Here is a 19,495-nt window from a genome sequence, read left to right as displayed (position 1 = left end):
GCCTTGATTAAAGCCCAGCGAGTGTGTCGCGTTTGAGCTTCTTCGCGAGCGACCACTTGTGTACTTCCGTTGGACCATCGTAAATGCGGAACGCACGGATCTCGCGAAACACTTGCTCGACAATCGTATCCCGCGATACACCCGTGCCGCCCATCACCTGCACGCAACGATCCGCGACACGAAACAGCGCGTCGGAAACGGCGACCTTCGCCATCGAACTCTCCGATGTCCCGAGCGACCCGCCGTCGAGCACCGCCGCACACCAGTCGATCATCAGTTCTGCCTGCTGCAAGTCGATCGCGTTCTCGGCCAGCATGAAACCGACACCCTCATGGTCGATCAGCAATTTGCCGAAAGCGCGCCGCTTACATGCATATTCCGTCGCGATTTCGTGCGCGCGGGCGGTCGCGCCATGCCAGCGCATGCAATGCGACAGACGGGCTGGTGACAGCCGGACCTGCGCGTATTTGAATCCTTCGTGTACCTCGCCCAACACCTGATCGTCCGGTATACGCAGGTTTTCTATGCGCACACCCGCGTGACCGCCGGGCATGGAACTGTCTATAGTGTCGAGAATTCGTTCAAGACGGATGGCCGGATCAGGCAGGTCGACGAGAAACATCGTCGCCTTCACCTTGTCTCCATCCTCGTCCGCGTTGCTGCGCGCCATCACGATGCCGACCGACGCCCCTTCCGCGCCCGTGATGAACGCCTTCACTCCATCGATAACCCAATGATCGTTATCACGCCGGGCGGACGTCTTGAGCATCGACGGATCGGAACCTGCGCCACCGTCTGCTGCCGGCTCGGTCATGAAAAATGCTGAGCGCGCATCACCCGCGATCAGCGGCGCGAGGAAGCGCGCCTTCTGTGCTTTGGTTCCTACTTTGCTGAGAAGCAGCATGTTGCCTTCGTCGGGCGCAGCCGTATTGACGGCTACCGGCCCGAGCGGCGACAAGCCTGAACATTTCAAAACCGTTGCCGTCTCGAGCTGCGTGAGGTGGCTTCCGTCGGCGAGGATATGCGGCGTCAACACCCCCGCCGCCCGGGCCTTGCCGCGCAGTTCGCGCACGAGTTCCTCGCTCGGTCCGTGGCTGCCGCAACGCGGGTCCCGTTCGTACGGGACCACGACTGTTCGCACAAACGCCTCTACACGCGATGCAATTTCCCTGGCGCGTTCCGTTTGTACAACGTCCATGCTACTCATAGATGTTTCCTCTTTCCAAGGCGTGATGATCCCGGACCGCATGGCGGGTACTGGCTCAATGATGCCCAATGCCATGCACTTCAACCATAGCGACAAGCACGGTATCAGGACGTCCATTGCTGTTCCGGCGCTGCTGGACGTTCGTTACGCCACGTCGAAAATCGCCATTTTAGAGGGGCCGTCCGCCAAACCACGCAGAACGGGAAAACCGGTAATTGATTCCTTTAAAGTCGATGCTACGCTGCGAACACGGTAAATTCCGGACCACGGGAGACAGCAGTGCATGCGCCAGTATCCAATTCGGGCGGGTCGTTACCTGCGCTGACGAGCATCCGCTTTCTCGCGGCATTTACTGTAGTGGTCTCGCATTATTCGGAACTGGGACTACTCAATCTCCCGGCGCAAATCTTCGATTTCTTCGATGGCGGGCGCCCTGCCGTGTCGCTGTTTTTCGTGTTGTCGGGATTCATCCTGACGTTCACTTATCGCGATCAACTCGCGGCCAATGGCAACGCTGCGTTTTATCAGGCGCGGTTCGCGCGCATCTACCCTATGGTGTTGCTGGGCCTGGCCTTGTGCGTGCCCACGACAATCTATTTACTCAATGGGGACAATCCGTCCTTGCTGCTTCAGTGGTACGCGCTCAAAGGCTCCGTGTATGTCGCGTTAGGCGCAAGCCTGATTTGCCAGATGCTGCTCTTGAACGCATGGTTTCCGTTTGCCGCGATCAACCAGCCATGGAACGGACCATCAGACAGCGTGTCATGCGAAGCCTTCTTCTATCTGCTGTTCCCGCTCATGCTGCGCAAGATGCTATCCATGTCCATGGCGCGGCTGACATTGGCTTGCGCCAGCTTCTTTGTGCTGCAAGGACTATGGATCGTCTTTTTGCAAATTTTCCTGCCTGCATCGCGCAGTGGTTTTCTGATCGTTGGACTTCCGCTCACGCGCCTGTTCGAATTCGTCGCCGGAATCTATGCCGCCATCTTGTTTCTTCAACTGCGTGAAGCCCGCGCGGACCGGCATGCGCTGGCCCTTAAGCTGATCGGCGGGTCGCTGGCCGCGCTGATCGTGCTTGCTTTATGGCAGCCGTTTTCTCCGGTGTTTTATCTGGCGTCACCGCTATTCGCCGCATTGATACTCGGACTCGCGCTCATGGATCGCCCGGTGATCAACGTCCTCAATCGGCGCGTGCTGATCAAGCTGGGTGAAGCGAGTTATTCGCTGTATCTGATTCATGTGCCGATCGCGTATCTTGCCTATATGGCGGGGTTCCGGCAATCGAACGGCTGGCTGGTGATCGTGTTTGCAATCGCCGCAAGCGTGGTGATCTTCAGGTTCTATGAAGAGCCCATGAGAAAGCGAATTCGAGCACGATTCGCCCACGCACCGGTGACGGCAGACACCGTCGACAATCAGGCGACCGCGATGGCCCAACGTCAGTCCTGACACGCGGAACTTCTCTCCTCTCTCTCCATCCGACGATTTTGATCGCACCGGTGCGTGGCACATACGCCCGTGCGCGGCGTATAGTTTGCTCATCGTGCAAGCTGGCCCTTGCCCAGCTTGAGCAGCTCACGCATTCGGTTCAATCGTCCATGGAGATGTGCAATGACGTCCGTGTTATTCAAGAACGGCTCGCTGCTGGACCCAACACACGCTGAGCTTCTCAGCGGCCACGAAGTGCTCGTGGAAGACGGGTTGATCAAGGAAGTCTCCGATCAACCCATCAAATCGAACAGCGCCCGCGTGATCGACCTGAAGGGCCGCACGCTGATGCCCGGATTGATCGACTTGCATGTTCATGTCATTGCCGTGGAATTCAACCTGCCACGCGTCGCGACACTTCCGAACGTGCTCGTTACACTACGCGCAGTGCCGCTGATGCGCGCAATGCTGCGGCGAGGTTTCACGACCATCCGCGACGCCGGCGGCGCAGGATACCCCTTCAAACAAGCGGTCGAAGCAGGACTTGCCGAAGGCCCGCGCATGTTCGTCTCCGGACGTGCGCTGAGCCAGACCGGCGGTCATGGCGACATGCGCGCGCGCACCGACTACATGCCGCCCGACGCGCCCTGCGGTTGCTGCGTGCGTGTCGGCGCGCTTGGCCGCGTGGCGGACGGTGTGGATGAAGTGCGCCGCGCCGTGCGTGAAGAACTGCAAATGGGCGCGGACCAGATCAAGATCATGGCGTCGGGCGGAGTGGCGTCGCCGACCGATCCCGTGGGTGCGTGGGGCTATTCCGAGGACGAAATCCGTGCGATCGTCGCCGAAGCGCGCGGCCGGCAGACCTACGTGCTCGCGCACGCGTACACGCCGGAGGCCATTTCACGCGCGGTACGTTGCGGCGTACGAACGATCGAGCACGGCAATCTTATCGATGAAGACACCGCACGGCTCATCGTCGAACACGATGCGTTCGTGGTGCCGACGCTCGTCACCTACGAAGCCCTGGCAAGCGTCGGCGGCAAATACGGCTTGCCTGAAGCCAGCCTTGCGAAAGTTGCCGACGTGCATCAGGCCGGCCTGCGATCGCTTGAAATCATGAAGCGTGCGGGCGTGAAGATGGGGTTCGGCACCGACCTGCTTGGTGAAGCGCAGCATATGCAAAGCGATGAATTCCGCCTGCGCGCCGAGGTTCTCTCGCCGGCAGAAGCAATAGCCGCCGCCACGCTGGTCGGCGCCGAAGTGCTCGGCATGACCGATAAACTCGGCCGCATCATGCCGGGCGCATTCGCCGACGTACTTGTGGTCGATGGCAACCCGCTGAAGTCTGTTGACTGCCTGTTGGGTCAGGGCGAACATATCCCGTTCGTGATGAAAGGCGGTCATATCCATTTCGATGAACTCGAACGCGCCTGATTCAAGAGCTTGAGCACCAGCGCCTGGACCCAATCTCAACCGCAATCTCCGCCTGCGAGGCATGCAAGCATGTCGACGATTTCCGCCCGTATCGAGCGTATGCCGTTTTCCTCGTTTCATAGAAAGCTGCTTTTGATGGGCGGCCTCGGCTACACGTTCGACGCCATGGACGCCGCTGTTCTCGCCTTCCTTTTGCCGGTGTTGCGCAAGGAGTGGGCGCTCACCAGCGTGCAGACAGGCGTGCTTGGCAGCGGTACGTTCATTGGTTATTTTCTCGGTGCGATGTTGGCGGGCATTCTCGGCGACCTGATCGGCCGCAAGCGCGTGATGATGTATGCGCTCGTGATCTATTGCATCGCGTCGCTCGCGAGCGCCGTCGCGCACGACTGGCCGTTCTTCCTCGCGACGCGGATTGTTGCCGGGCTGGGCACGGGCGCGGAAAGCGCGATCGTGGCGCCGTTCCTGTCGGAATTCGTGGCGCGCCGGTATCGCGGGGCGTTCACGGGCAGCCTCGCGGGCTTTTTCTCTTTCGGCTTCGTAGCGGCTGCGTTGCTCGGTTATCTTGTGATTCCACTTTCGCCGAACGCATGGCGCTGGGTCATGGTGATCACGGCGATGCCGATCGTGATGCTGCTCTGGTGGCGGCGAGCATTGCCTGAGTCGCCGCGCTGGCTTGTCGCGCGCGGCAGGCACGACGAAGCTGAAGCGATCGTGGCCAGAGCCGAGGCCGAGTTGACGGCAGCGGGCGTCAAGCTCGAGCCGCTGCCGGAAACCGATCCAGCCGCCGATCCTGTCGTGCCCGTTGCTGCGCAACGCGCGTCCGCGCTGGCGAACGTAAAGGCTCTGTGGTCGCGCAAACTTGCGCGCATCACGGCCATGACCTGGCTCATGTGGCTTTCCATCACCTTCAGCTATTACGCATTCTTCACATGGATTCCCAGCTTGCTCGTGCAGAACGGCATGACGATCACGCGCAGTTTTTCATATTCGCTCGTGATTTATATCGCGCAGATTCCGGGGTATTTTTCAGGCGCGTGGCTTAACGAAAAAATCGGCAGGCAGGCGACCATTGCGTCGTATATGGTCCTTGGCGGCATTTCGGCGCTCGGCCTTGCGCTCACGCGAAGCGACGCCGGAATCATGGCGTCCGGCGTGCTGTTGTCGTTCTTCATGAACGGGACGTATGCCGGCGTCTATGCGTACACGCCCGAAGTGTTCCCCACGGACGTACGCGCGACGGGCGCGGGAATGGCTTCGTCCATTGGACGGCTGGGCGCGATCGCAGCGCCGATCCTGGTTGGTTATGTCTATCCAATACTCGGTTTTGGCGGCGTGTTCGGCGCGACAACTTTCGTGCTGGTGATCGGCGCGCTGGCGGTCGTGTTGATGGGCGTGCCGACGCGCGGACGCTCGCTCGAGGACATCGCTGCCACGCAACTACACGGATAGGCGCTAGGTTTAGATGGATGAATCCTCGCGGCCATCCTGCGACTCATAGGATGGCCGCAACCACAATTCCACTTAGCATTGGCGTCTACGCGAATCGTCTTTCAAAGGAATCCCTCATGGCTCTCGTTCTGGAACGGACGGAACTGATCCGTTCGAAAAATTTCATCGATGGACAATGGCTTGCCTCTTCAAGTGGTGACCGATTCGCCGTCACCAATCCGGCAACTGGCGAACTCATCACCGAGGTGGCGGACAGCGGACCCAACGATGCACGCGCCGCCACCGACGCCGCCGCGCGCGCACTTCCCGCATGGCGCAACCTGCTGCCGAAAGAACGCGCGGAGATCCTCCACAAGTGGAACGCGCTGATCCTCGCGCATCAGGATGATCTGGGCGCGCTCATCTCGCTCGAACAAGGCAAGCCGCTTGCCGAGGGCCGTGGCGAAGTCGCGTATGGCGCGTCCTACGTTGCATGGTTTGCCGACGAAGCCACGCGCATCTACGGCGACATCATTCCGCAGCAGCAACGCGGCAAGCGCATGACGGCGGTGAAAGAACCCATTGGCATTGTTGCCGCGATCACGCCATGGAATTTCCCGCTGGCAATGATCGCCCGCAAGATCGCGCCGGCCCTGGCCGCGGGATGCACGGTCGTCGCCAAACCCGCCGAGGACACGCCGCTGACCGCGCTCGCACTGGTCCTGCTTGCCCATGAGGCAGGCGTGCCGCCGGGCGTGCTGAACCTGATCACTGCATCGCGGGAAAAAGCCGTGCCGGCGGTCGCCGACTGGCTCGACGATCCACGCGTGCGCAAGATCACCTTCACCGGTTCGACGCCCGTCGGAAAGTATCTCGCGCGCGAATCCGCGAACACGCTCAAGAAACTGTCGCTTGAGTTGGGCGGCAACGCGCCGTTCATTGTCTTCGATGACGCCGACCTCGACGCCGCCGTCAGCGGCCTGCTCGTTGCCAAGTTCCGCAATGGCGGGCAGACCTGCGTATGTCCGAATCGGGTGTACGTGCAGTCGGGCGTCTATGCAAAATTCGCGGATTTACTGAGTCAACGCGTCGGGCAACTCAAGGTCGCGCCCGCTTCCGATCCCGCAGCGCAGATCGGCCCCATGATCAATTCACGCGCACTCGACAAGATTGCGCGCCACGTCGACGATGCAAAGTCCCATGGCGCGAGCATCCTCGCGGGCGGCAAACGTCTGCCGGAACTCGGTCCCAATTATTTCGCGCCTACGGTGATAGCGGATGCAACCTCCGACATGTTGCTGTGCTCCGAGGAAACCTTCGGTCCGGTCGTCCCGCTCTTTCGTTTCGATGACGAAGCCGAAGCAATCAAGGCAGCCAACGACACACCGTTCGGGCTGGCATCGTATTTTTATAGTCAGGACGTCAAGCGTATCGACCGCGTCGCGCGTGCATTGGAAGCCGGCATCGTAGGCGTCAACGAAGGTGCACTTGCGAGTGAAGCGGCTCCATTTGGCGGTGTCAAGGAGTCGGGTTATGGCCGCGAAGGCTCAAAATATGGCCTGGACGATTACCTCTCGATCAAGTACGTATGCCAGGGTGGATTAGACTAGCGGATCATTTTCCATTGGCCAAATTCTTATGAAGCTCACCGACTACAAGGCACTGACATTCGATTGCTACGGCACGCTCATCGACTGGGAAAGCGGGATCATGAATGGCTTGCAGCCGCTGATCGAGCGTGCAGGCCATCCGCTTGCGCGCGACGCGGTGCTCGAAGCGCACGCGCGCCATGAGTCGTCGCAGCAACTCTATACGCCGGCAATGCGATATCGCGACCTGCTGCCCATCGTGTACAAGCGGATTGCCGAAGAATGGAATGTGCCAGTCACGCGCGAAGAATGCGTGACATATGGACAGTCCGTTCAACACTGGCCTGCATTCGAGGATTCTGCGGAGTCGCTGCAATACCTGAAGCAGCATTTCAAGCTGGTGATCCTGTCGAACATCGATAACGAAAGCTTTGCGTATAGCAACGCGAAGCTCAAGGTCGCGTTCGATGCCGTCCTGACCGCTGAGGACATTGGTTCGTATAAGCCCTCGCCGCGCAACTTCGAATACATGCTGGACAAGCTAGGCGGGATGGGCATTGAGAAGAATACGATCCTGCATACGGCAGAGAGCCTGTTTCATGACCACAAGCCGGCGAATGCGTTTGGATTGGCGTCGTGCTGGATTTATAGGCGGCATGCGCAACAGGGGTTTGGCGCGACAATGAATCCGGGCGAGCAACCGCGCATCGACTTCAAGTTCACGAGCATGGCCGAGCTTGCGAAGGCGCATCGGGAAGCGTTGGCGAAAGGCTGATCGAGCATCGACGGGTCGCTGCCGGTGCAGGCGGCCCGTTCAATAAACATCCCGCACGTAGCGTTTTTCCTTGATCATGCGGCTCACATATTCCTGCGCCTTGTCGTCGCTCATGGCGCCGTGCTGGCGCACCACAGATCTCAACGTCGCATCCACGTCCTTCGCCATGCGGCTGGCATCGCCGCACACGTAGAAATGCGCTCCGTCCTCGAGCCATTTCCACAACTCCACGCCCTGCTCTTGCATCCGGTCCTGCACGTAGATCTTGTCGGCCTGATCGCGCGAAAATGCAAGATCGAGACGGCTTAGCAAACCCTTTCGACGCATTTCATCGAGTTCGTCGCCGTAGTAATAATCGGTCGCCGAATGCTGCTCGCCAAAAAACAACCAGTTGCGTCCCGTGTCACCACGCGCCTCGCGCTCGTGCAGGAACCCGCGAAACGGCGCTACGCCCGTACCGGGGCCGACCATGATCATGGGAGCGTCGCCGTTGCGTGGAAGGCGAAAGTGCGCGGACTTTTGCACGAACACGGGAACGTTGATATCGCCTGCGCGATCGGCAAGAAAGGTCGACGACACACCCTTGCGATGGCGACGCCCATTGTTATAACGAACCGCCGATACCGTGAGGTGCACCTCGCCGGCATGCGCCTTGGGACTCGACGCGATGGAATACAGGCGCGGCTGCATGCGCTTCAACATCCCGGTCAGTTCATTCGCCGAAAGCTTCACCGGAAACTCGTGCAAGACATCCGCCAGTTGCTGACCCCAGAGCCACTTCTTGAGATCGGCCTTGCGCTCGTCTCCGAGCATGTCCTTCAATGCGCCGTTCTCCGTGCGCGCTGCGATGAACGCCAACGCATCGGCGCTCGGCCGTGCGATTTCGTAATGCCGGCCGAGTGCATCGGCTAGACGCATTTCGCCTGCGCCCGCGACCGTCACCGGCGCGTCTGGGGAAAGACGACTCAAGTCGATGAGTTCATCGACGAGTTCAGGACAGTTGCTCGGCCACACGCCCAATGCATCGCCGACTTCGTATTCAAGGCCCGAGTCCTTCGACGCAAGCGAGAAATAACGCGTGTCCTTCGTCGCGCCCTGCTTGTTCAGCCGCAAGTTCGCGACGAGCCGCGATGCAGCCGGATGCGACTTCGAGGCAACCGTCCCGGGCAGAACGGCGGGAATCATTCCATCGGCGGCGACCGCGTAGAGCGCTTCATCTTCCGCTTTGATACGGGCAACGATCCGTTCGAGCCACGCGTCGGCGGCGGGTTGATATTCGGCGTCGCAATCCACGCGTTCAGCCAGCCGCTTCGCGCCGCGCTCCAGCAAACGCGCATCCAGCTTGCGGCCATGACCGCAGAATGCATCGTAGTTGCGATCGCCAAAAGCGAGCACCGCGTAACGCAGATTGTCGAGACGCGGGGCGTTCGCGGCTTGCAGCTCGGTCCAGAAAGCTTGTCCATTGTCGGGCGCATCGCCATCGCCGAACGTGCTGGTCATCAGCAACACGTATTGCGCTTTTTCCAGACCCGATACCGCAAAATCATCCATGCACGATGTGCGGATCTCGAAGCCAGACTCCATCAGTTGTGTCGCGTACCGCTCCGTCAACGACTCGATGTTTCCCGTCTGCGATGCCCACAGCAACGTCACCTTCGGCCGCGCCCTCACAATGCGCACGGCCGGTTCATGTGCCGATTGCAAGACTCGATCGGGGACAGCGACTTCGGTGCGGCTGAACATGCCAGCAAGGAGGCCATCGAACCATAGCCGGGTCTGCGGAGCAAAAGGTGCCCCGACGGGCAGTACGGGAACGCCGGGAGCCGACTGGCCTCCGCCAGAACGCAGCCCGCTCATGAATCCGGCGATGTACAAACGTTCAGCATCGCTGAGTTGCGGCGCGGGCGTTTCCGGAATGCCGAGCAACGTGGAGAGGTCATTTAGGCGGGACATGTCCGGTTCCTGAATGGTGCTGGCATGATCGACGGCTTGAGCATCGGTGGATTCATCACGCGTATCGGGAAAGACTTCGCTGGCTTCTGGCGCAACACGGCTCAGCGCGACAGCGCAGAACTTGAATTCGGGTTGTTGCGAAATGGGATCGATTGCATCGTTGGTCACGGCATTGATGCACAGCTCGTCGCCGTACACATCGTTCCAGTGCATGGGCGCAAAACAATTTCCGGCGCGAACGCGGTCGGTCACAACGGCGGGCAAGACCGCGCGGCCGCGACGCGATTTGATCTCGACGGAATCCTTCGATTCGATACCCAAGGCCGCCGCGTCTTCCGGATGAATCTCCACGAATGGTTTGGGATTCAGCTTGTTGAGCATCGCGACCTTGCCGGTCTTCGTCATGGTGTGCCACTGGTGCTGCAAACGCCCCGTGTTCAGCACGATAGGCCGCTCCGCGTCCGGCATCTCGGCGGGCTGCACATGCGGTCGCGCGAAGAACATGGCCTTGCCGCTGGCAGTCGGAAACACCAGGCGCGGACGAGTACCACCGGGCGACACCTTCAGCGCTTGATGCACCCCATTGTTGATGTACCGAACGGGGTTCCGATCAGACTCGGCATCTTCCGCAACAGGCCATTGCAACGGCGATTCGCGTAGCCGTGCATGGCTCGCGCCGCGAAGGTCATAACCGGTCTTCGCGTTCGACGTCCGCACGATCTCCGCAAAAACCTCTTCAGTCGATGCATACCTGAACGCATCGGCGAAACCCATCTCACACGCCACTTGCGCCACGATCCGCCAGTCGGGCAAGGCCGTTCCGGGCGGTTCGATGGCCTTTTGCGTGAGCGTCATGTTGCGCTCGGAGTTGATCATCACGCCTTCTGCTTCGGCCCATAACGCGCCGGGCAAAAGGACATCGGCGTATCGATTGGTCTCGGTATCGAGGAACGCGTCCTGCGTGATGACGAGCTCCGCGGCCTGCAACCCCGCGATCACGGTCTGGCGATTCGCCACGCTCGCCACCGGATTCGTGCAGATGATCCAGCACGCCTTGATACTGCCGGCGGCCATGCGCGAGAACATATCGACCGTGCCGTTCCCCAGCGATGTCTTGAGCGTCCCTTCAGGAATCCGCCACAGGTCCTCGATGAACTTGCGGTCTTCATCGACGAGTACCGAGCGCTGTCCCGGCAAACCCGGACCCATATAGCCCATCTCACGGCCGCCCATTGCGTTGGGTTGACCGGTGAGTGAAAACGGGCCACTGCCCGGACGACAGATCTTGCCCGTCGCCAAATGCAGATTGCAGATCGCATTGGTGTTCCACGTGCCGTGCGTGCTCTGGTTGAGCCCCATCGTCCAGCAACTCATCCATTCCGGCGCTTCACCAATCCATTGCGCCGCGCGACGAATATCGGCTTCGGCAATGCCGGTGATCGCGGCTACTTTCTCAGGCGTGTAGTCCGCAAGAAAGGCGGGCATCGCGTGCCAGCCCTCGGTCGCTTCATCGATAAAACCCGCATCCGTATGCCCGTTTTCGTGCAGCAGATGAAGCAGCCCGTTGAGCAACGCGAGGTCCGTGCCGGGCTTGATCTGCATGAAAAGATCGGCTTTATCGGCGGTGGCGTTGCGGCGCGGATCGACCACGATCAGCTTCGCTCCCGCCTTCACCCGGTCCATCATCCGCAAAAAAAGAATCGGATGGCAGTCGGCCATGTTCGCGCCGATCACGAAAAACACATTGGCTTTATCGATGTCCTCATACGAGCCCGGCGGTCCGTCCGCGCCCAGCGAAAGTTTGTAGCCGCTGCCCGCGCTCGCCATGCAAAGCCGCGAATTCGACTCGATGTTGTTCGTACCCACAAACCCTTTTGCGAGCTTGTTGACGAGATACTGCGCTTCTATCGACATCTGGCCGGACACGTAGAAAGAAAGCGCGTCGGGGCCGTGTTGATCGAGTATGGCGCGCAGGCGGCGAGCGGTATCGGTCAGCGCCTGGTTGATCGGAAGCGGCACGGGGTCCTGGCCGCGCGCGTGACGAATGAATGCACTTTCAAGGCGGCCCGACTTGCGCAACGCGACGTGCGCGGATTGCCCTTTGGTGCAAAGACGCCCGAAGTTGGCGGGGTGTTCCTTGTCGCCCGATATCTTGACTACCTGCCCGTCCTCGACGTGCAGGATCATTCCGCAGCCAACGCCGCAATACGGGCAAACAGATTTGACGCTGCCGTCGTTCATATCAAGTCAGACCGCAACCCATACGTGTCCATCTTCGACACGCGTGGCGAAGGCATTGACGGAGTTCGCGGGAATCTCAAGGCACTCGCCGGTGCGCAAGTCGAAGTGATGCTTGTAGATTGGCGATGCAACCACGATGCGATCACCCAGGTTGCCGATCAGTCCGCGCGAAAGTACGGATGCCTGCGAGCCTGGATCGAAGTTGTCGATGGCGAAGACGCCGCCGTCGCCATCGGCGAGATGGAACACAGCCACTTGTGCGCCATTGATCAGCGCGCACACGCCGGTGTTCGGCAGGATGTCGCTGAGCGCGCATACGGGCACCCATGCTGCCGGAATTCGATCGATGTTCATGACATTCTCCATCAAACAGTTTCGACAACAACAGGTATGCCGATCAACTTGCGCTCGGCGGGCGTGGCGGGACGAATCTGTCCGCGTTCCTCGACAAAACTCACGTTGTTATCGGACGCATCGCTATTCACGAAATGGCGGAAGCGGCTGCGGGTGTCCGGATCGGTGACGGCCTTTTTCCACTCGCATTCGTAGGTATCGGCAACGTGCTGCATCTCGGCTTCGAGTTCGGGGGCAAGGCCGAGCTTGTCATGGACGACGACATCGATCAGGTAATCGAGACCGCCTTCGAGGTTGTCGCGCCATACGCTCGTACGCTGAAGTCGATCAGCGGTGCGCACATAAAACATCAGGAAGCGGTCGATATACTTCACGAGCGTCACCGCATCCAGATCCGATGCAAGCAACTCGGCGTGTCGCGGTTTCATGCCGCCGTTGCCGCACACATAAAGATTCCAGCCCTTCTCGGTCGCGATGATGCCCACGTCCTTGCCTTGCGCTTCCGCGCATTCCCGGGTACATCCCGAGACCCCGAATTTGATCTTGTGCGGCGCGCGCAGGCCCTTGTAGCGGTTCTCGATATCGATGGCCAGGCCAACCGAATCGCCCACCCCGAAACGGCACCATGTCGATCCAACGCATGACTTCACGGTACGCACCGCCTTGCCATACGCGTGCCCCGATTCGAAACCCGCCGCGATCAGCTCTTCCCAGATGAAAGGCAATTGCTCGACCCGCGCGCCGAACAGATCGACGCGCGCGCCACCGGTCACCTTGGTATAAAGCCCATACTTTTTCGCGACCTGGCCGACCGCGATCAAACCGTCGGGCGTCACTTCACCGCCTGCCATGCGCGGTACGACGGAGTACGTGCCGTCGCGCTGAATATTCGCCAGGTAGTAGTCGTTCGAATCCTGCAGGCTCGCGTGTTCCTTCTTCAGCACAAACTCGTTCCAGCACGATGCGAGAATGCTGCTGACCGTCGGCTTGCAGACATCGCAGCCGAGTCCGTGGCCATGTTTGGCAAGCAATTCGCCAAAGGTCCTGATGCGCTCGACGCGCACCATGTGATAAAGCTCTTGCCGCGAAAACGCGAAGTGCTCGCACAAATGATTGTTGACCGCGAGCCCTTGCTTCTTCATCTCGGCCTTCATCACTTGCGTGACGAGCGGCACGCAGCCGCCGCACGAACTACCCGCTTTGGTCGCCGACTTCAATGCGCCGATACTCATCGCGCCCGCACATACGGCTTCGCAAATCTTCCCCTTCGATACGTCATTGCACGAGCAGATTTGCGCCGATGCCGGCAGCGCGTCGACGCCAAGACCCGGCCTCTGCTGACCATCGGAGGAAGGGAGAATCAGAAACTCCGGCGACTCCGGCAACTCGATGCGGTTCAGCATCATCTGCAGCAACGTGCCGTATTCGTTCGCGTCGCCGACCATCACGCCACCGAGCAGGAACTTGCCGCAATCGGAGACGACGATCTTCTTGTACACCTGCTTGCGTTCATCGCTGAACTGGTACGCGCGACTGCCCGGCGTCTTGCCATGTGCATCGCCAATGCTCGCTACGTCCACGCCCATGAGCTTGAGTTTCGTGCTCATGTCCGCGCCCGCGAACGCATGCACTTCGCCGAGCAATTGCTTCGCGACCACGCGCGCCATGTCGTAGCCCGGCGCGACGAGGCCGAACACTTGACCTTGCCACAACGCGCATTCGCCGATGGCGTAGATGTTCTCGTCGCTCGTCACGCAGTTGTCGTCGATCACGATACCCCCACGCGCGCCCACTTCGAGGCCGCTGAGGCGGGCAATTTCATCGCGCGGACGAATGCCCGCGGAGAACACGATCATGTCGGTATCGAGATGCGTGTTGTCGGAGAATTGCATGCGGTGTGTTCCCGCTTCGCCGTCAACGATTGCAACCGTATTCTTCTGCGTATGAACGGTCACGCCAAGCTCTTCGATCTTGCTGCGCAGTACGCGCGCGCCGCTGTCATCGACTTGCACGGCCATCAGGCGCGGCGCAAATTCAACCACGTGCGTTTGAAGCCCGAGATCGCGCAACGCTTTCGCGCATTCGAGTCCCAGCAAGCCGCCGCCCACGACTGTCCCGGTTTTCGAACGCGCGCCGCATTCCTTCATTGCCTCGAGGTCTTCGATCGTCCGATACACAAAGCAGTCGCCCCGGTCGCTGCCCGCAACCGGCGGCACGAACGGATAGGAGCCCGTCGCGAGCACGAGCTTGTCGTAGCCAAGCACTTCACCGCTCGATACGGTCACCGTACGTGCCGTACGATCTATCGATACCGCCTTCGCATTGAGCTCGAGCCGTACGTTCTCGCGCTCGAAGAAACCTGCTTCGACCAGCGACAGATCCTGCGCGGTCTTGCCGGAGAAAAATTCCGACAGATGCACCCGGTCATACGCAGGGCGCGGTTCTTCGCAAAGCACGGTGATATCGAGCTCATGCCCCGCTTTCTCAGCGATGCATTCGAGAAGCTTGTGCCCCACCATTCCATGACCGATGACGACGATTTTCATGATGTTGAACGCTCAGTTGGCAATGCTGTTGTTGATACCCAATGCATCCGCGCGCAGTTCGGCTTCGCGTGCCTTGTGCTCGGTGCTGAAGCGCACTGCCAGCGCGCACAGTGCGGAGATCGAGACGAGCACGCCGAGCATGGCCAGGGTTTGCTGGACGTTGCCCAAGCCCTTCATCAGGAAGCCCGCTGCAACGGCGCCCACGTTCCCGCCTGCGCCGATAATCCCGGCCACGCCGCCAAGCGCCTTCCGGTCGATGAACGGCACGAGCGCATACGTCGCGCCGCACGCCATGTGCGTGAACAAGCCGAAGCAGAGCATTGCGACGACAGCGAGCCCGACGCTGGTCTCACGAGAGAACCAGTACAAGCCGAGACCTTCGCCTGCGATCAGCACGAACAACAGGGTCGAGCGCACATCGAGTCCACGGCGGGCCGCGAACTTGTCCGAGAGCCAGCCGCCTAATGCGCGCGCGAAGAGCGCCAGCAAGCCGAAGCTGCCCGCTGCAAGGCCTGCGGTTTTCAACGAGAGATGGAAATGATTGACGTAGTAGATCGCAGCGATGTTGTGAATGAACACCTCGACGCCAAAACACGCGGCGTAGGTCACGAACAACATCCATACGCGATAGTTCGCACAGGCCGCGCGAAAGCTTTCCCAACCGCCTTTCTTGCCGCCATCGATCGCGATGCCCTGCGCACGCAACTCAGCGAAGTTGCCTTGCGGGCAATCTTGCGTAAGGCGCCAGTAGAACACCGCCATGAGCGGCATCGCGAGGGCCGGGACCACGAGCGCGTAGCGCCATGCCGATGCATCGCTTGCGCCCAGGGCCAGCATTGCTGCGAGCAGCAAGGGCACCAGCGCTTGCGCTGCGCCTGCACCGGCGTTGCCCCATCCGGCGCTCGTCGCGTTGGCTGTGCCGACCACGTTCGGCGCGAACATCACCGACGTGTGGTACTGCGTGATCACGAAGCTCGCGCCCACCGCGCCGATCCCCAAACGTGCGAGCAGGAAGCTCGTATAACCGCCGGAAAGCGCGGCCGCAAGCACGGGAAAAGCGCCTAAAACAAGCAGCGCCGTATAGACCTTGCGCGGGCCGTATCGATCGCACATCGGGCCAATGATCAGGCGTACGAGGATCGTCGCCGCGACCGCCGCGATGTTGATGTTCGCGACCTGATCGATCGACAAACCGAATTCGCGCTGGATCAACGGCATCAGCGGCGCGCATGCGAACCACGCGAAGAAGCACACAAAGAATGCCATCCACGTGAGGTGGAATGCACGCATTGGCGCCGTACGAAAACTAAAGAGATCGATCCGCGTTGCTTTATCTGACATGGTCGTTCCACAAAACAAAAAGGCGTCCCGTGAGTCCAGCCAGTTGACTGAATTCAGGGGACGCCGTTGTCCAGGAAGCCCGTTAGGGCCGCTGTAATAGGGTGATGCTTGAAGCAAACAGACGGGATCGTCGTTGATCCGTAACGAGATCAAATGCAAGGCGTATGCCATGCGAGCTTGCGCACGGTGTGACGGGGCTTTGCGGGGTTTGATGCGAATTCCGGCGAACGAGCGCCGATGCTTTTTGATGCAGCGAAGCACAGCTACGGTGCGCCGCAGCACTGCGCACGTGCGAGCCAACGAGTGGTTTGTAAGCCCGTATTGCTCGACACGTCTTGGCCTGGATATTGCATTTGCATTGGAGCGCCTGGCAACGACGTCGAGCGCTGACTTTCTTTCGGCGATCCAGGACAACGGCGTCCCTTCGTGCACAAGCACGAGCGGATGCCGTTTTGTTTTGGAACGCCGTCAAAGGACATCATCATGACTACCGGCAAGGTTACTTTGCTCAGCGCAGGCCCGGGCGATCTGGATCTGCTCACCATCAAAGCCGCGAAGGCGCTGGCACTCGCCGACATCGTCCTGCTCGACGATCTCGCGAATCCCGAGATCGCTTCTCTTGCGCCACGCGCACGCGTGATCCGGGTGGGTAAGCGCGGCGGATGCAAGTCGACACCGCAGGCGTTTATTGAAGGGCTGATGCAGCGTTATGCGTTGAAGGGCCTGCATGTGGTGCGCGTGAAAGGTGGAGATGCTTTGTTGTTCGGCCGTGCCGGCGAAGAGCTCGCCGCATTACGACGTGCGCACATTCCAGTCGATATCGTCAACGGGATCTCTTCGGGTTTTGCGGCGGCGGCGAGTCTGGGTGTATCGCTGACGCATCGCGAGCATTGTCAGGGCGTGACCTTCGTCACCGCACACAAGCAGGACCACGGCGAACCGAACTGGGCCGCGTTGGCGGCGACCGGCACGACACTCGCCATCTATATGGGCATGACGCGCATCGAAAGCCTTTGCGCTTCGCTCATGAGCGCGCTGCCCGCGTCCACACCCGCAGCGGTCGTTCAATGGGCAGGAACGCCCGATGAACGCAGATGGCTTGGAACGCTTGATCGGCTGGCTATCGATGCGACTGAAGCCGGCTTGGGCAGCCCCGCAGTGATCCTGGTTGGCAACGCGATTGGCGAAGCCGTGCAGTGGATCGAGCAAACGGCGCCCGATGTCCAGCGCGCTGCTTGATCAAAGAGATTTGCCCAAGAAGTGCCTCCGTTGTTCCTGAACAAAAATACCGGCACTTGCCCCATGCTTCGCGTGCTTCTCGTCACCGACACCGACAAACCCATCGGCGATTTGCGCCAGGCGCTTGCACGCCTCGGCTATGACATGCTCGCCGAAGTCGCAACGCCCGCCGCGTTGCCACGAGTCGTGGAAGAGCAGCGGCCGGATGTGGTGATCATCGATACAGAATCGCCTTCGCGCGACACGCTCGAACAGCTTGCCGTGATGAACGAGACCGCGCCGCGCCCGGTACTCATGTTCAGCAACGACGCCGACCAGCAACTGATCCGCGACGCCGTCGGCGCCGGCGTGAGCGCGTACCTTGTCGAAGGGCTCGAAGCGGAACGGCTCGCGCCGATTCTCGAAGTGGCGCTCGCGCGTTTCGCACGCGAAGTGCAATTGCTCAAGCGCCTTGCCGACGCCGAGACGGAACTCGCAGACAGGAAGCTCATCGACCGAGCCAAGCGCCTCCTGATGGACCGGCGCAAGATGTCCGAACAGGACGCGTATGCCATGCTTCGCAAACGCGCAATGGACCAGGGGATGAAGCTTGCTGAAGTCGCCCGGCATTTGGTATCGATGGCTGATTTATTAGGGTAGCCCGCACGACATGAACATTTCCTCGCCCGCTCCTTCCATCGGCAAACCCGAAAAGACGCATATACGCCTCGGCTTCGTCGCGTTGAGCGACGCCGCGCCGCTCGTCGCCGCGAAGGTTCTCGAGTTTGGACATCGTCATGGATTGACGCTCGAACTGTGCAGGCAGCCGTCGTGGGCCGCGGTGCGCGACAAGCTGCTCTCGGGCGAGATCGATGCGGCTCATGCGCTGTACGGTCTCGTATGTGGCGTGCAGATGGGCATCGGCGGGCCGCAGGGCGACATGGCCGTGCTCATGGTTTTGAACCGCAACGGGCAGGCGATCACGTTATCGAATCGGTTGACGGAGGCCTTCGAGCAGCATGGCAATCTGAAAGACGCGCTAGCCACGCCCGGCCGGCGTCCAGTGTTCGCGCAGACCTTCCCGACCGGCACACACGCCATGTGGTTGTACTACTGGCTCGCCTCGCAGGGGGTGCAGCCGTTGCGCGATATTCGCAGCGTCGTGATCCCGCCGCCGCAAATGGTCGATGCATTGATCGACGGCGAACTCGACGGCCTGTGTGTCGGCGAACCGTGGAACGCCGTGGCCGAAGCGCGCGGTGCAGGCAAGACCGTCGCCGTTACCAGTCAAATCTGGCCGGAGCATCCGGAAAAAGTGCTCGCGAGCCGCCGTGATTTTGTGGAGCACTATCCGCAGACATCGCGTGCATTGATACAGACCATGCTGGAAGCTTGCCGATGGCTCGACAATTCGCAGCATCGAAAAGATATTTCGACGTGGCTCGCCGCGCCCGATGTGGTCGGCGCGCCGCAAGAGCTGATCGTGCAGCGGCTGCTCGGCCACTACGACCCGGCGCAATTTCCAGTGCAGCCGCCGGGCGTCAGCTTTTTTAACGAAGGCGCCGTGAATTACCCGCGCCCATCCGACGGGCTCTGGTTCTTCACGCAATTTCGCCGATGGGGAATGCTCCACGGCGATCACGACGATGCCGCCGTCGCCGTCGCGCTCTGCCAGACCGCGTTGTACAGAGAAGCGGCGGCGTCAATGAACGTTCGCGTGCCGGAAGAAATGCGCGCTGATGTTTTTATCGATGGCCGGGTGTGGGACGGGCAAAACCCAGCCGCTTATCTCGATGGCTTCACGTCACAGAAATCCGCTTCAGCCGGATAAATTGCAAAACCCGCTAGCTCAAAAACCTTCCCGCCGGTCAAAGAAAAACACCGCGGCCTGACCGTTTGACCACTCCGGCCTGGTTCCGACGGCGTCCGGTCGCCCGCGGCGGCGCCGGTGGAACGCAACGTGCTCATTGGCATTACAAAC

At 60.4% G+C, this 19,495-nt stretch carries 14 protein-coding genes; 9 read left to right on the top strand and 5 right to left on the bottom strand.

Annotated features, from left to right (window positions below):
• Nucleotides 1-7 precede the first annotated feature (7 nt).
• On the bottom strand, nucleotides 8-1,198 hold the full coding sequence (locus HB633_RS01670; RefSeq protein WP_213776322.1) for an acyl-CoA dehydrogenase: 1,191 nt from the start codon (nucleotides 1,196-1,198) through the stop codon (nucleotides 8-10).
• On the opposite strand from HB633_RS01670, the gene HB633_RS01665 reads away from it, so the two are divergent.
• The 6 genes from HB633_RS01665 (at nucleotide 1,197) to HB633_RS01640 (ending at nucleotide 7,861) form a co-directional block, all read left to right on the top strand.
• Nucleotides 1,197-1,463 (top strand): hypothetical protein, encoded by a 267-nt coding sequence (locus HB633_RS01665; protein WP_213776321.1) that lies wholly within the window; start codon nucleotides 1,197-1,199, stop codon nucleotides 1,461-1,463. The two genes, HB633_RS01670 and HB633_RS01665, sit on opposite strands and share 2 nt — an antisense overlap.
• A gap of 23 nt (nucleotides 1,464-1,486) precedes the next feature.
• Complete coding sequence (locus HB633_RS01660) at nucleotides 1,487-2,656, top strand: acyltransferase family protein (protein ID WP_213776320.1); 1,170 nt, start codon at nucleotides 1,487-1,489, stop codon at nucleotides 2,654-2,656.
• Nucleotides 2,657-2,818: 162 nt separating this feature from the next.
• A complete protein-coding gene (locus tag HB633_RS01655) occupies nucleotides 2,819-4,069 on the top strand; it encodes an amidohydrolase family protein (RefSeq protein WP_213776319.1) in 1,251 nt (416 codons plus the stop codon).
• A 69-nt stretch (nucleotides 4,070-4,138) separates the two neighbouring features.
• Entirely contained in the window at nucleotides 4,139-5,518 is a 1,380-nt protein-coding gene (locus tag HB633_RS01650; protein ID WP_213776318.1) for an MFS transporter, read from the top strand.
• 116 nt (nucleotides 5,519-5,634) lie between these two features.
• On the top strand, nucleotides 5,635-7,107 hold the full coding sequence (locus HB633_RS01645) for an NAD-dependent succinate-semialdehyde dehydrogenase (RefSeq protein WP_213776317.1): 1,473 nt from the start codon (nucleotides 5,635-5,637) through the stop codon (nucleotides 7,105-7,107).
• A gap of 28 nt (nucleotides 7,108-7,135) precedes the next feature.
• The gene (locus HB633_RS01640) at nucleotides 7,136-7,861 is read left to right on the top strand and encodes a haloacid dehalogenase type II (RefSeq protein WP_213776316.1); all 726 of its coding nucleotides are present in this window, start codon (nucleotides 7,136-7,138) and stop codon (nucleotides 7,859-7,861) included.
• A 39-nt stretch (nucleotides 7,862-7,900) separates the two neighbouring features.
• Here HB633_RS01640 and HB633_RS01635 read toward each other — a convergent pair whose 3' ends face one another.
• From HB633_RS01635 to HB633_RS01620, 4 genes are read right to left on the bottom strand one after another with little or no spacing between them, the layout of a single operon-like run.
• Nucleotides 7,901-12,055, bottom strand: a complete 4,155-nt coding sequence (locus HB633_RS01635) for a bifunctional nitrate reductase/sulfite reductase flavoprotein subunit alpha (protein WP_213776315.1) — start codon at nucleotides 12,053-12,055, stop codon at nucleotides 7,901-7,903.
• Nucleotides 12,056-12,061: 6 nt separating this feature from the next.
• Nucleotides 12,062-12,409: a nitrite reductase small subunit NirD gene (gene nirD / locus HB633_RS01630; RefSeq protein ID WP_213776314.1), complete on the bottom strand. Its 348-nt coding sequence runs from the start codon at nucleotides 12,407-12,409 to the stop codon at nucleotides 12,062-12,064.
• 11 nt (nucleotides 12,410-12,420) lie between these two features.
• A complete protein-coding gene (nirB, locus tag HB633_RS01625) occupies nucleotides 12,421-14,955 on the bottom strand; it encodes a nitrite reductase large subunit NirB (protein ID WP_213776313.1) in 2,535 nt (844 codons plus the stop codon).
• A 12-nt stretch (nucleotides 14,956-14,967) separates the two neighbouring features.
• Nucleotides 14,968-16,296 (bottom strand): MFS transporter, encoded by a 1,329-nt coding sequence (locus HB633_RS01620; protein ID WP_213776312.1) that lies wholly within the window; start codon nucleotides 16,294-16,296, stop codon nucleotides 14,968-14,970.
• A 483-nt stretch (nucleotides 16,297-16,779) separates the two neighbouring features.
• Between HB633_RS01620 and cobA the strand changes: the two genes are divergently transcribed.
• From cobA to HB633_RS01605, 3 genes are all read left to right on the top strand, one after another.
• A complete protein-coding gene (gene cobA, locus HB633_RS01615; protein WP_213776311.1) occupies nucleotides 16,780-17,535 on the top strand; it encodes a uroporphyrinogen-III C-methyltransferase in 756 nt (251 codons plus the stop codon).
• 63 nt (nucleotides 17,536-17,598) lie between these two features.
• Nucleotides 17,599-18,174, top strand: a complete 576-nt coding sequence (locus HB633_RS01610; RefSeq protein WP_213776310.1) for an ANTAR domain-containing protein — start codon at nucleotides 17,599-17,601, stop codon at nucleotides 18,172-18,174.
• A 10-nt stretch (nucleotides 18,175-18,184) separates the two neighbouring features.
• Nucleotides 18,185-19,345 (top strand): CmpA/NrtA family ABC transporter substrate-binding protein, encoded by a 1,161-nt coding sequence (locus tag HB633_RS01605; RefSeq protein WP_213776309.1) that lies wholly within the window; start codon nucleotides 18,185-18,187, stop codon nucleotides 19,343-19,345.
• The last annotated feature ends 150 nt before the right edge of the window (nucleotides 19,346-19,495 follow it).

It is taken from the genome of Caballeronia sp. dw_276, from assembly GCF_018449635.1.
GTDB lineage: Bacteria > Pseudomonadota > Gammaproteobacteria > Burkholderiales > Burkholderiaceae > Caballeronia.
Note: the sequence above shows the minus strand (reverse complement) of the source record. Positions and strands in the feature narration are given on the sequence as shown.

Excerpts from the sequence above, each read along its gene's own strand:
- HB633_RS01635 (WP_213776315.1), bottom strand. The coding sequence starts at position 12,055 with ATGAACGACGGCAGCGTCAAATCTGTTTGCCCGTATTGCGGCGTTGGC.
- HB633_RS01645 (WP_213776317.1), top strand. The coding sequence starts at position 5,635 with ATGGCTCTCGTTCTGGAACGGACGGAACTGATCCGTTCGAAAAATTTC.
- nirD (WP_213776314.1), bottom strand. The coding sequence starts at position 12,409 with ATGAACATCGATCGAATTCCGGCAGCATGGGTGCCCGTATGCGCGCTC.
- nirB (WP_213776313.1), bottom strand. The coding sequence starts at position 14,955 with ATGAAAATCGTCGTCATCGGTCATGGAATGGTGGGGCACAAGCTTCTC.
- HB633_RS01665 (WP_213776321.1), top strand. The coding sequence starts at position 1,197 with ATGCTACTCATAGATGTTTCCTCTTTCCAAGGCGTGATGATCCCGGAC.
- HB633_RS01640 (WP_213776316.1), top strand. The coding sequence starts at position 7,136 with ATGAAGCTCACCGACTACAAGGCACTGACATTCGATTGCTACGGCACG.
- HB633_RS01670 (WP_213776322.1), bottom strand. The coding sequence starts at position 1,198 with ATGGACGTTGTACAAACGGAACGCGCCAGGGAAATTGCATCGCGTGTA.
- HB633_RS01620 (WP_213776312.1), bottom strand. The coding sequence starts at position 16,296 with ATGTCAGATAAAGCAACGCGGATCGATCTCTTTAGTTTTCGTACGGCG.
- HB633_RS01610 (WP_213776310.1), top strand. The coding sequence starts at position 17,599 with ATGCTTCGCGTGCTTCTCGTCACCGACACCGACAAACCCATCGGCGAT.
- HB633_RS01605 (WP_213776309.1), top strand. The coding sequence starts at position 18,185 with ATGAACATTTCCTCGCCCGCTCCTTCCATCGGCAAACCCGAAAAGACG.
- HB633_RS01655 (WP_213776319.1), top strand. The coding sequence starts at position 2,819 with ATGACGTCCGTGTTATTCAAGAACGGCTCGCTGCTGGACCCAACACAC.
- cobA (WP_213776311.1), top strand. The coding sequence starts at position 16,780 with ATGACTACCGGCAAGGTTACTTTGCTCAGCGCAGGCCCGGGCGATCTG.
- HB633_RS01650 (WP_213776318.1), top strand. The coding sequence starts at position 4,139 with ATGTCGACGATTTCCGCCCGTATCGAGCGTATGCCGTTTTCCTCGTTT.